General features: G+C 43.8%; 12 protein-coding genes. 7 read left to right on the top strand and 5 right to left on the bottom strand.

Annotated features, from left to right (window positions below):
• Nucleotides 1–15: 15 nt before the first annotated feature.
• Complete coding sequence (locus QUA50_RS05570; RefSeq protein ID WP_242720424.1) at nucleotides 16–234, top strand: hypothetical protein; 219 nt, start codon at nucleotides 16–18, stop codon at nucleotides 232–234.
• Nucleotides 235–420: 186 nt separating this feature from the next.
• On the opposite strand, the gene QUA50_RS05565 is transcribed toward QUA50_RS05570, so the two are convergent.
• Nucleotides 421–2,490: an ABC transporter ATP-binding protein gene (locus tag QUA50_RS05565; protein ID WP_333263881.1), complete on the bottom strand. Its 2,070-nt coding sequence runs from the start codon at nucleotides 2,488–2,490 to the stop codon at nucleotides 421–423.
• 210 nt (nucleotides 2,491–2,700) lie between these two features.
• On the opposite strand from QUA50_RS05565, the gene QUA50_RS05560 reads away from it, so the two are divergent.
• Nucleotides 2,701–3,222 carry a GNAT family N-acetyltransferase gene (locus tag QUA50_RS05560; RefSeq protein ID WP_333263884.1) on the top strand — a complete coding sequence of 174 codons (522 nt, stop codon included), beginning with the start codon at nucleotides 2,701–2,703 and terminating at the stop codon, nucleotides 3,220–3,222.
• 70 nt (nucleotides 3,223–3,292) lie between these two features.
• Here QUA50_RS05560 and QUA50_RS05555 read toward each other — a convergent pair whose 3' ends face one another.
• Entirely contained in the window at nucleotides 3,293–4,600 is a 1,308-nt protein-coding gene (locus QUA50_RS05555; protein WP_333263886.1) for a tetratricopeptide repeat protein, read from the bottom strand.
• Nucleotides 4,601–4,633: 33 nt separating this feature from the next.
• On the opposite strand from QUA50_RS05555, the gene QUA50_RS05550 reads away from it, so the two are divergent.
• From QUA50_RS05550 to hisC, 5 genes are all read left to right on the top strand, one after another.
• Nucleotides 4,634–5,917 carry an esterase-like activity of phytase family protein gene (locus tag QUA50_RS05550; protein WP_333298670.1) on the top strand — a complete coding sequence of 428 codons (1,284 nt, stop codon included), beginning with the start codon at nucleotides 4,634–4,636 and terminating at the stop codon, nucleotides 5,915–5,917.
• Between the two features lie 67 nt (nucleotides 5,918–5,984).
• On the top strand, nucleotides 5,985–6,317 hold the full coding sequence (locus tag QUA50_RS05545; RefSeq protein WP_333299446.1) for a hypothetical protein: 333 nt from the start codon (nucleotides 5,985–5,987) through the stop codon (nucleotides 6,315–6,317).
• A gap of 42 nt (nucleotides 6,318–6,359) precedes the next feature.
• Nucleotides 6,360–7,214: an alpha/beta hydrolase gene (locus QUA50_RS05540; RefSeq protein ID WP_333263895.1), complete on the top strand. Its 855-nt coding sequence runs from the start codon at nucleotides 6,360–6,362 to the stop codon at nucleotides 7,212–7,214.
• On the top strand, nucleotides 7,211–7,924 hold the full coding sequence (locus QUA50_RS05535) for a glycerophosphodiester phosphodiesterase family protein (RefSeq protein ID WP_333263898.1): 714 nt from the start codon (nucleotides 7,211–7,213) through the stop codon (nucleotides 7,922–7,924). Before QUA50_RS05540 ends, QUA50_RS05535 begins: the two co-directional genes overlap by 4 nt.
• A gap of 127 nt (nucleotides 7,925–8,051) precedes the next feature.
• Nucleotides 8,052–9,098, top strand: a complete 1,047-nt coding sequence (hisC, locus tag QUA50_RS05530; RefSeq protein ID WP_333263901.1) for a histidinol-phosphate transaminase — start codon at nucleotides 8,052–8,054, stop codon at nucleotides 9,096–9,098.
• A 150-nt stretch (nucleotides 9,099–9,248) separates the two neighbouring features.
• Here the strand turns inward: hisC and QUA50_RS05525 are convergent, their stop codons facing one another.
• The 3 genes from QUA50_RS05525 to QUA50_RS05515 form a co-directional block, all read right to left on the bottom strand.
• Nucleotides 9,249–9,698: a type II toxin-antitoxin system VapC family toxin gene (locus tag QUA50_RS05525; RefSeq protein ID WP_333263904.1), complete on the bottom strand. Its 450-nt coding sequence runs from the start codon at nucleotides 9,696–9,698 to the stop codon at nucleotides 9,249–9,251.
• A gap of 11 nt (nucleotides 9,699–9,709) precedes the next feature.
• Nucleotides 9,710–10,006: an antitoxin family protein gene (locus QUA50_RS05520; protein WP_333263907.1), complete on the bottom strand. Its 297-nt coding sequence runs from the start codon at nucleotides 10,004–10,006 to the stop codon at nucleotides 9,710–9,712.
• A 392-nt stretch (nucleotides 10,007–10,398) separates the two neighbouring features.
• Nucleotides 10,399–11,199: a class I SAM-dependent methyltransferase gene (locus QUA50_RS05515; protein WP_333263910.1), complete on the bottom strand. Its 801-nt coding sequence runs from the start codon at nucleotides 11,197–11,199 to the stop codon at nucleotides 10,399–10,401.
• Nucleotides 11,200–11,295 lie beyond the last annotated feature (96 nt).

Genomic DNA, 11,295 nt, shown 5'->3' with positions numbered 1-11,295 from the left:
AGTTAAAACCGCTATATGCCAATAGAACTAATTATCTTAATAGCTTCGTTACTTGTATCTTGGCTAGTGTTTAATTGGGCTTTTAAAGTGTTGAAAGCCAGCATCGGGACAGCGATTGGTTTAGCAGCAATTGTGCTGGCGATGCAGTTATTGTTTGGCATCGGCCCAAATCAGCTTTTCCAACATATAATTCACTTGCCGGAAACCCTGGGGAAAATGATTTCTGGCAAGTGAGCCTATTTTAGATTTTAGATTTTAGATTTTAGATTTTAGATTCTTTTAGATCCCCGACTTCTTCGAGAAGCCGGGGATCTGGGGATTCCGAGAATTTTCCCTCTTCCGACTTCCATCGAACTGACATCCGTTACATCCGTTACAGAATCCGTTGCCGAACTTCCTTCTTCCTTCTTCCTTCAGATATTAACTTCCCAGCATTTGCAACTTGTACAAACTGGCATACAAACCTTCTAGCTGCAACAACTCTTCGTGGCTGCCAGATTCTACTAACTGCCCGCGTTTGAGCACTAAAATGCGATCGACATTTCGGATAGTCGAGAGCCTGTGGGCAATAATAATCGCCGTTCTGTCCGCCATCAAACGCTCTAAAGCTTCTTGAATTAAAGCTTCCGTCCCCACATCCAAACTAGCAGTTGCCTCGTCTAGAACTAAGATACTGGGATTGCGAATGGCGGCGCGAGCAAACGCTAATAATTGCTTTTGTCCCCCCGAAAGATTCGTTCCCCGTTCCCGCAATTGCGTGTCATAACCTTGAGGCAACTGTTCGATTAAACGGGCAACATTTGTCTTTTCTGCTGCAGCTTGAATTTCCTCAATCGAGTAATTTTCTCCCAAGCTGATATTGCTCTTCACGTCCCCAGCAAATAGAAAGCCATCTTGGATAATCACGCCTATGTGCCTGCGTAACTCTGCTTGAGGCAAATCCCGAATATCGACATGATTAACCAGAATCCGTCCTCGGCTAGGTTCGTAAAGGCGGCACAGGAGACGGATAATCGAACTTTTGCCCGCACCGGTAGGGCCGACTAATGCTACTTTTTCGCCGGATTTGATGGTGAAATTGAGGTTTTGCAGGACATATTCGTCTTGTTTGTAAGCAAACCACACGTTGTCAAATTGGATTTCTCCAGATTCAGAATTCTGCGATGTGGCATTTTCTCCCCCCCGAAGCTTGGGGGGATTGGCGGGGGGTGATTGGGGATTGTTAGGCACTAAACGATATTCGGAACTTGCTGGATTTTGATGGTTATCTGCCAATTCTCTATCGAACGGAGACAAGTTGTAAGCAGTTGCCTCTGGATGTCCAGTTATCAACAACGGTGAATAACCTGCCCTTCTTCCTTCTTCCCTCTTACCTCTCCCTTCAAACATCCGTGTATCCGTGTCAAAATCGGTGTTGTGCCCTTCCTTCATCCCGCTAGTTGGATCTTTAATTTCAATGGGTTCGTTGAGAATATCGCTAATCCGTTCGACGGCGGTAAATCCTGCTTGAATTGCAGTGAATTTCTCAGCAAATTGCCGCAGCGGATCGAATAGACGCTGAGCAAATAAAATGAATGCCGAGAGAGTACCGAAGTTAAGATTACCCGCTAAAACCCTTTGGCCGCCCATCCACAAAACGGCTGCAATCGCCACTAAAGCAATCCATTCCAATGTAGCAGATACGGCTGAGTCGTAAAAAATAGTTTTATCGACTGCTTTAATGTAGAGCTTATTGGTGACGCGAAACAATTCTGAGTTGAATCTTTCGCGGCGGAATAGCTGCACTACGCTAATACCCGTCAGGTTTTCTTGCAGTTGTGCGTTGAGATCGGAAAGTTCTTCTCTGGTAGTGTAATTTGAGAGGCGATATTGATGCTGGAAATAAACTATGACTGCGGTAATTGGTATCATCATCAGCACCAACATTAAAGCTAGTTGCCACTGCATTGAAAACATGAAAATGGCAATTACTAAAATTGAAAATAAATCGCTGACAATGCCGATCGCCCCTGAAGAAAAAACTTCTCCCAAAGCTTCCACATCGCTGGTGAGGCGAGTCATCAATTTGCCTACAGGAGTGCGGTCGAAAAATCTCACTGCTAGCGATGTGACGTGGGCGAACAAATCATTTCTAATATCTGTAGTAATTATTTGCCCTACTTTCGTGACTAAATAGCCTTGAACTGATTGCAGTGCTAATCTAAGTGTTATAGTTAGCATGAGCAAAATAGCCAAAATATTCAATGCAGCAGATAAAGGCACTCCCCGCAAAAATTCGTAGGTAGGTTCCGAGCGAATTACCGAAATTGCCTGTCCGATGAGAATGGGTTGAATTGCTCCTGAGACTGCTAGCGGTACTAATAGTGCGATCGAAATAATCAACAAGCGTTTGCTGCGGGTTGCGTAAGATGCCAACCTCATGAATAACCGCCAGTCTGTTTCGCGGCGGGGTTGGTTTTTGGTGTCTGCTACTGGTGAGGAAATCGTCATTGATGGCAAAAACTGTACAATATATCTAAGTAATAATTGTAACAAAGAGAATCAATATTTGGCACTAATATCAGTAACAGGCAAGATGCCTGTTTCACAAAAAGTGTTTTCTTGTAACAGTAGGTTGGGTTGAGGAACGAAACCCAACTAAAATGTTTGTAGCCCACCAAAGTGGTACTATAATCTAATGTTAAAGGTTATACTGTCATCATGCAAGAGATAGAAACAGCCCGATTGTATCTGAGACAATTTACGCCAGACGACTTAGACGACCTGTACCGCATCTACAGCGATCCAGAAATAATGAAATACCTCACAGGAGTTAAAACTAGAGAAGAAACAGAAATTGCCATTCATAATATGCTCAAACGTTGGGCAGAAAACAACTTCGGAATGTGGGCTTTAGTACATAAAATAGACCGTAAAATGATTGGCCGCTGCGGACTTGCTTTTCTCGACCAAACACCGGAAGTTGAGCTTGGCTATGCGCTAGACAAAGTTTATTGGAATCAAGGATTGGCGACAGAAGCATCTTTTGCTAGTCTCAAATATGGATTTAAAATATTAAATCTTGAGAGAATAGTTGCGATCGCACGCCCAGAAAATATCGCCTCCCAGCGGGTGATACAGAAAGTGGGCATGAAATATGAAAAAAATACTCGTTATTACGAAACCGATGTACTATATTACTCTATCTCGCGAGAAACCTACGAGTCAAAAGTAGTTTTGTAAGGTGTGCAACGCACACCTTACTGCATTTAAATTACTCACATCGCAAATTGGCATTATTGCCTGCTGACAACTACGAAGTCCTTTGCAATTGCTTGTTAACTTTTTGAATTTTCTTAGCAAAATACTCTTGTCTGTGTCCCAATCTTTTAGCCACGTCCAACCCTTTTTGATAGGCTTCTAAAGCTTTATCGTAAGCCTTCATCTCTTGATAAACTTGACCGATATTGTCGTAAGTGTTCATCAATCCGTAGAAATTGTAAGCCCGCTCTTCTAACAGCAACTGCATTTGATAAATCCGCAAAGTCGGCTCCCACTGCTTTTGCGATCGGTAAAGCAATGCTAATTTATCCAAAGCTTCGCTAGCCTGAGCATACTGTTGAATGGGGACGGCTAAATTGTAGGCTTCCTGATAGTATTGAGCGGCTAAATTGATTTGACCGATGGTTTGGTAATCGCTAGCGATCGCAATTTTGAGCGGCGGTATAGCACTCGGATTTTGTAAATTAAGATACACTGATGCTAGTTTTTCCCTGGCTGCGATCGCCTTTAGGGGTTGTTTCGACTGCTGGTAAACGTAAGCCAACTGTCTCAGAGTATCTACCTCAGTTGGAGGAGTTACAGGTTGCGGAGGTGCACCGTTTCCCGCAACAACAGCCGAATTTTGCACAGCAGAATTAGCAGCAAATAAAGCGCGGTTTTCCTGAATTAAAGTAGCCAATTCCTCATACACGGGAGCCGCTTTATCGTAACTCAACCAATTGATGTGAATAAGCCCGATCGCCTTCAAAATCTGACCTTCAGCCAGTATATCTTGGTTTTTGCGCGCATTTTCGAGAATTTCTTGGTAAACTTCTACAGTCGGGCCTTTAGCGCGCACCTGCTGAAAAGCCGCAGCGAAAGCGGGGAGCAACTCTTGGGATTTGACTTGTTTTTGAATTGCTTGCAACCGTTTAGTAATAAGCTGTAATTCCAGGTTTCTACCGTTACTCCAAGCAACACTTCCCACCCGACTCAAAGCAGCAATTTCCGCCGCCGGGCCCAGATACCTCCGCAGCCGCAATTCTCGGAACCAAATATCAAAAGCACCAACCCCATCTCCAGCTTCCAGTTTAGCCGCTGCTTCTAAGTTTAACTGCTCCAAAGCCGCTGTCAGTTCCTCCCGCTGAGTGCTGCTCAAAGATTCATTAGCGGGAGCTAGGGGATCGGGTGTGGTAATTTCTAGAGGATTAGGAGAAAATTGATCGAGGCCTGGTGGATTAGTTTGGGCGCTAGCAATAGAACCAGCACACAGCCACAAAAAAAGCAAGCACCCAATTGGCACAGAACTTCTAATTCTCAAAATTTGGTTGCCGCGATTCGGCATCTGTTTTGGAAACATCAAATTTTGCATATCTACAAAACGGTATAAATTATGTTACAAAGATGGCACAAAACCAAACAGTTCAACAAGAGCAGCAAAATAAAACTTACCCCAGCGAGCAATTCTTGCCATTTAAAGGCGTTGGGCGATCCTCTTCGAGGGCTTCGCCAACGTATTTTGCGCTTATTCAGTCTAGCCCTAATTCTCTTAACTGTTTGCACAGCTTGCGCCCCCCCTCCCGCCGCTGCTAGAGACCGCTCTTTTCCAGAAATGTCCCTAGAATTTTTGGGCGAGTACCAATTGCCAAAAATGAATTTTGAAGGAGTACCAGTCGGCGGTTTGTCAGGAATTACCTACGACCCCAAAGGTATTAGCGCAGCCACTTCCAAAGCTTATCGCTTTTACGCTCTTTCCGACGACCCCAGCGAAAACGGAGAAGCCAGATTTTACAGTCTCCGACTCGACCTCACATCAAGTGACCCCGCCAATATTCGCCTCAAAAAAGTTGCCGTTGAAGGCGTTACATCCCTCAAAAAAGCAGACGGTGAAACCTTCTCTTGGGGTTCCATCAATCCCGAAGGCATCGCCCTTTCTCCCCGCAACTCAGTATTTGTTGCCAGCGAAGGCGTTACTCATGTTGGCATCCCTCCTTCTCTAGGTGAATTTGACCTCAAAACTGGGAAATTGCGGGGAAATTTGCCGATTCCCAAGCGCTACATTCCCGATGCCAGCGATGAAAAACAGCAGCAAGGAGTGGTGGACAATTTAGGTTTTGAATCTTTAACCATCGACCCAGAAACTTTTAGTCCGGGCGGTCTCGATCCGTTTCGTTTGTTCGCAGCTACGGAAGCGCCGTTAATGCAAGATTTAGACCCGGAACAGGCAAGCAAAGTCCGTATCTTACATTATATCATCGTCGATAAAACGCCGCAATTAGTCTCAGAAAATCTTTACAAATTAGACCAAGTTCCCATGACTATTTTGAACGGCTTAACAGAATTAGTAACTGTCGGCGGCGGTCAGATTCTGAGTTTAGAACGTTCTTTTGGGCTGTCGGGATACAGCGCTAGGATTTATCAAGTAGCGTTTGGGGCTGCTACAGATACTTCGAGAATCGGGAGTTTTAAAGGGCAATTATCAACGGTCGAACCTGTTAAGAAAAAGTTGCTGCTAGATTTAAGCGAACTCGGAATTCCGCTGTACAATTTAGAGGGGATGACCCTCGGCCCGCGCTTGCCAGATGGCAGCCAGAGTCTAGTTTTGGTCAGCGATGACAATTTTGATGAAGCGCAGAAAACTCAGTTTATTTTGTTGAGTTTGAAGGGCAAAGGTTAGGTAATAAGGGCGGGCTAGAAGCCCACCCCACCCCACAAGAAGATTTATTCTTTGTGAAACAGGGATATTGCCGGTTTATGAAAACAGTAGAAGAAAATTCCCTCTTTGTGGAACAGGCATCTTGCGTAATAAGGGCGGGCTAGAAGCCCACCCCACCCCACAAGAAGATTTATTCTTTGTGAAACAGGGATATTGCCGGTTTATGAAAACAGTAGAAGAAAATTCCCTCTTTGTGGAACAGGCATCTTGCCTGTTCCTAAAAAAGTTAAATCACATTTATCCACCTATAAAACACCCTCTTTGTGGAACAGGCATCTTGCCTGTTCCTAAAAAAGTTAAATCACATTTATCCACCTATAAAACACCCTCTTTGTGGAACAGGCATCTTGCCTGTTCCTAAAAAAGTTAAATCACATTTATCCACCTATAAAACACCCTAATCATGCCAACTCGCAACACTTTGCACTTACCAGAAATCGAACTTTCCTACCTAGAATGGCAGCCAGAAACAGAGAAAGAAAAAGTTCCGCGTTTGCTGCTACTGCACGGTTTAGCAGATAGTGCGTGTGTCTGGACTAACTTGGGCAATTACTTGTCCAACCGCTATCATATTGTAGCGCCAGATATGCGCGGTCACGGAGAGAGTAGCAAACCGAAAACAGGCTATACTTTTAAAAGTGCGATCGCAGATTTAGAAGCTTTGATGGTACACATCAACTGGCCAGACGCCCACATTTTAGGACACTCTTGGACGGGAAAACTAGCACCGATTTGGGCGAGGCAAAATCCGGCTCGCTTTTGCAGTATGATTTTAGTAGACCCCATCTTCATCACCAAACTGCCAGCCGCGATTAAACTCACCCTGCCAATTGTTTACCGAAAATTAGACTGTCTCAAATGTGTGGGCCCCTTTGCGACTTTATCCCAAGCAGAAGCAGCAGCAAAACAATCGGGAGAATACGCAGATTGGAGTGACTTGCAGCAAATGGTATTCCAACACCAAATCGAACAAAAATCTGACGGAACTTGGGGCAGTAAATTTGCAATTGCAGCCAGAAATCAGATATTTGCAGAAGTGATGAAAGTTGCCGGTTTAACTGAAAATAGTGAGATCCCGACTTTGTTCGTACAGCCGGAAAAAGGCGTAAATCGCATGGATTGGCAAATGCAGCCATACAAGAGATACTTGAAAAATCTTACTGTTGCAAAAGTACCGGGGAATCACTGGTCTTTTTTGACTCAACCGGAAACTTTTAATCAAACTGTGGCAGATTTTTTAGAGGGCACAAGACAGTGAATTTAGAAATTATCGCACATCGGGGATTTTCGGCGATCGCCCCTGAGAATACTTTAGCAGCTTTTGAACTGGCGATCGCCCGCGGAGCTCATTCGATCGAATTTGACATCCAGCTATCCGCCGACAGCGTACCAGTGATTTTTCACGACGCAACACTGGATAGAATCACTGGAGTTTCTGGCAAACTTAGGGAAAAAACTCTGTCCAAATTGCAAACACTTAATGCGGGAAAATGGTTTAGCGATGAATTTTCAGGACAAAAAATTCCTACTTTAAAAGAATCATTAGCTATCCTCAAAAATGTTGACAAATTTCTTTATTTTGATGTCAAGCCGCACTGCGATTGGTCTGATTCAGATGTCGCGGATTTTGTCAATACTTTGAAGGGCGCAGAAATCCAACATAAATGCGTTATTACTTCCTTTAACGGTGGATTTCTGGAACAAGTGCGGCGGCTATCTGGTGATTTGGCGATCGGACACATTGTTGCTAATCTAGAAGCGTACAAAACTCAATTTGCTCAAGCTGTGGCGCATCGGGATAATTTGATTAGCAGCCAGTACCGCGTGTTGCTGGAAAACCCCGCACTAATTCAAGAAAGCCGGAGTCAGGGTGTTGACATTGTGGCCTGGACGGTGGACGATCGAGCAGATATGCAAAAGTTAATTGATTTGGGTATAACGCGGATAGTCACTAATTGTTTGATATAATTTGTTTAACTTGATATCTTGCACCATTATTAAGAACGGGCAAGATGCCCGTTCCACAAAACTCAATATATCTTGCACCATTATCAAGAACGGGCAAGATGCCCGTTCCACAAAACTCAATTAATAGATGAATTACTTTCGCAAAAGCATCCACGAAATGTCTGGCTACGTGCCGGGGGAACAGCCACCGCTAGGCACAAAAATTATTAAGTTAAATTCTAATGAAAATCCCTATCCGCCTTCTCCCAAAGCTTTAAAAATGCTTCGGGAAATAGACGGAGAAATGCTGCGCCGTTATCCCGATCCAACTGGCAAAAGTTTTCGCATTGCTGCTAGTAAAGTTTTGGGAGTACCTGACGATTGGATTGTTGTAGGTAACGGCAGCGACGATTTATTAAACTTGATAGTTCGCGCTGTGGGCGAATCTGGGAAACCAGTTGTTTGTCCCGCGCCAACATATGTATTGTACCGCACTTTGGCAGCAATTCAAGATGCAGAATTTGTCGAAGTTCCTTATCCAGATGACTACAAGTTACCAGTTGATTTGTTAATAGCAGCCCAGGGTGCAGTGACATTTGTAGCTTCGCCAAACAGTCCATCGGGAACAGCCATATCTGTTGCAGATTTGGAGAAACTGGCTAAAGAGTTATCGGGCATTCTTGTCATCGACGAAGCTTATGTAGATTTCGCTGAAGAAAATGCTTTGGAGTTGACAAAAAAGTACAGTAATGTTATAGTTTTGAGGACGCTTTCAAAAGGTTATTCCCTGGCAGGATTGAGGCTGGGTTTTGGCATAGCAAATCCGGTGCTGCTGGCAGAATTAAATAAAATCAAAGACAGCTATAATGTGGATGCTTTAGCCTATGCAGTGGGAGCTGCTGCGATCGCCGATCGAGAACACAAAACAGCCAACGCCGAAAAGATTAAGGCTTCGCGAGCAAAACTAGCCGTTAGCTTCCAGGAATTAGGCTTTGACGTTTGGCCCTCGCAAACCAACTTTTTGTTAGTTAGGCCACCAAACGGCGATGCAGAAAGGATTTATCAAACGCTGAAAGTACGGGGAATATTGATTCGATACTTCAACCAGCCACGATTGGAAGACAAATTGCGGATTAGTGTAGGTACGGAGGAACAGAATCAAATCTTAGTTAAAACTTTGAAAGAAATTCTCTAATTAGGATTTACGCATGGGCACCCAGAAACCGGGTTTTTTTACGAAAATACTTCTAGTCTACCCGCAGATTCGGTAAAAAACCCGGTTTCGTTGTCGGAGTGCGATCGCGAACTGTTTAATCTAAAATCGGATGACACGAGCATCGCACTTTTACTGATAATTATTAGGATTATCCATCGCCAACCCTGCCGACTGAGCAATATCCAGCAATCTGTTGTCCGCAGAAACAAAAATTAGTTGAGTTTCTGGTATGGATGTTAAAACAGATTGAACGCGCAAAGCAGCCGCCAATTGCACAGCATCATAAGCCCGCAGTGGATATTGAACAATCAATTCACCCGCCCTTTCAACCAGTGCTAGATCAACTTCGATAACTCTATAACGACTATTGAATTCAGAGCGAAACTTTGCAATAAGTGCAGCAACTTCCGCAGCAGTTATACCGCCTTCACGTTGTCTGCGTGCAAAAGCACTAAGAACTTCCACCCAGGTGATGCGGACAAGAAGCAGCGAGTTACCAGTCTGGGAATCCGTGAGCGTTTTTATCCAAGGGCTGCCAATTTCAACCACATATCTTTTGATGAGGGCGCTGCTATCCAAAAAATAAATGTTTACCACGGGCCGCGATCCTCGATAATCATTTCTGATAGAGGCTTGCCCGGTTTTGCCCCTAACCTTTTAGCCAATTCATACACATCTTCATCAGTGACAGCCTCGACGTTATGGGGATTGTTAGGTAGTGGAGTCACCAATCCTCGGTCAACTAAAAACTGGATTGCCAATTCTGCCTGCTTTTTTGGATCGTCTGGCCAGAGTTGAATCTGCACAGTTTCCCCATCCTTGAAAGATACAGAAGTTAGGGGACGAAAAACCCCGTTTTCGTAGATAGCAGTAATAGTTTCTGGCATAATTAGCCTCTTAATTAAATGCTTTGACTTATTGTACTTCTTTTAGAATTTTCCGTAGGGTGCGTCAATCGATTTTAGATTTTAGATTTTAGATTTTAGATGCGACCCCACGGATAAATGCTCTTTCTTGAGGATTTTCGATTTTCGATTTTGGATTGATTCCACGGATAAATGCGGGGGCTTGTACCACCTTTGAAATTCTTGGTCAGTTGTGATTATTTTTGCTCCAAACAAACAATCTCGGAACTGACGCACCTGACAACAAATGGTGCGTCAGAATAATACTTTCGGCGCTGATTTAAAATCTCAAAACTGACGCACCCTAGCACTGATATCATCAGTCATTCCCGATTCTTTAATCGAAAATCCAAAATCTCAAATCTCAAATCGTCTTACTTCGTTGCCACCACGGCCAAATTCCAAGCCAAGCGCTTCATCAAAGGCAACTTTTTCAAAAATCCATCCAACTCTTCTAACCGAGAGTATTCCGGTTTCAGTCTCTCTTGTTCAATGATAATCTTTTTCCAATAACGCTCCTCATTGGGATGGACTTTTTCGATTAAATAAAAGCGCAAAAAAATCCACAGCGATGTCAGCCAAAACGTATCGTAAGCCGTCTCGGAAAACAAAGACTTGACAAAATTTACAATATTAATATCCAAAGGACTTTCATCCTCCGTCCGCACCTCAGTAGCCATCCTGCGGTAAACATTAATCACCGGATTGTGCTTCATCGGATCCCAAAAACAAGCTTTTCCCCCAGGTTTTAGCACGCGGTGCATTTCGCGAATTGCCTTTTCAGGTTCCGGTAAATGGTGCAGCAAATTAGAAGCGTAAACAATATCAAAACTGTTGTCCGGGAAATTCATAGCCATTGCATTCACCGTGCAGCCGTCTATTTTGACGCCGTTTTTATGGGCCAATTTCAGAGCAACTTCTACCATGCCCTGAGAATAGTCCGCCGCCACACAATCCGCGCCTTTTTTAGCAAAATAAACGCTGTTTTCTCCCGCGCCGCAGCCTAAATCTAAGAGGCGTTTGCCTGTAATATCGCCCATTTGCTGGACTATAAATCTATTTTCTGGGGCGGTGCAAGCTTCAAAGTAATCATTGACTCGAATGCCGTCAATATCGATTGTGGATGCCCAAGCATCGTGGAATTGTCGCTCTTTTTTTAAGGTTTCTTCTTGCATTTTTTAGGGTTTGTTGTTGCTAAAAAAGATTTTAATTTTAAACCGCAGATGAACGCGGATTAACGCAGATTTCTTGATATCTATCTGCTGTTATTT

Origin of the sequence: Microcoleus sp. M2_D5, from assembly GCF_036701935.1 — a bacterium.
Lineage (GTDB): Bacteria > Cyanobacteriota > Cyanobacteriia > Cyanobacteriales > Microcoleaceae > Microcoleus.
This window is presented reverse-complemented; position numbering and strand designations above follow the sequence as displayed.

Bases quoted from the DNA above. Each gene is read 5' to 3' on its own strand.
- QUA50_RS05520 (WP_333263907.1), bottom strand. From the start codon at position 10,006: ATGCCAGAAACTATTACTGCTATCTACGAAAACGGGGTTTTTCGTCCC.
- QUA50_RS05540 (WP_333263895.1), top strand. From the start codon at position 6,360: ATGCCAACTCGCAACACTTTGCACTTACCAGAAATCGAACTTTCCTAC.
- QUA50_RS05560 (WP_333263884.1), top strand. From the start codon at position 2,701: ATGCAAGAGATAGAAACAGCCCGATTGTATCTGAGACAATTTACGCCA.
- QUA50_RS05555 (WP_333263886.1), bottom strand. From the start codon at position 4,600: ATGTTTCCAAAACAGATGCCGAATCGCGGCAACCAAATTTTGAGAATT.
- QUA50_RS05570 (WP_242720424.1), top strand. From the start codon at position 16: ATGCCAATAGAACTAATTATCTTAATAGCTTCGTTACTTGTATCTTGG.
- QUA50_RS05550 (WP_333298670.1), top strand. From the start codon at position 4,634: ATGTTACAAAGATGGCACAAAACCAAACAGTTCAACAAGAGCAGCAAA.
- QUA50_RS05515 (WP_333263910.1), bottom strand. From the start codon at position 11,199: ATGCAAGAAGAAACCTTAAAAAAAGAGCGACAATTCCACGATGCTTGG.
- hisC (WP_333263901.1), top strand. From the start codon at position 8,052: ATGAATTACTTTCGCAAAAGCATCCACGAAATGTCTGGCTACGTGCCG.
- QUA50_RS05565 (WP_333263881.1), bottom strand. From the start codon at position 2,490: ATGACGATTTCCTCACCAGTAGCAGACACCAAAAACCAACCCCGCCGC.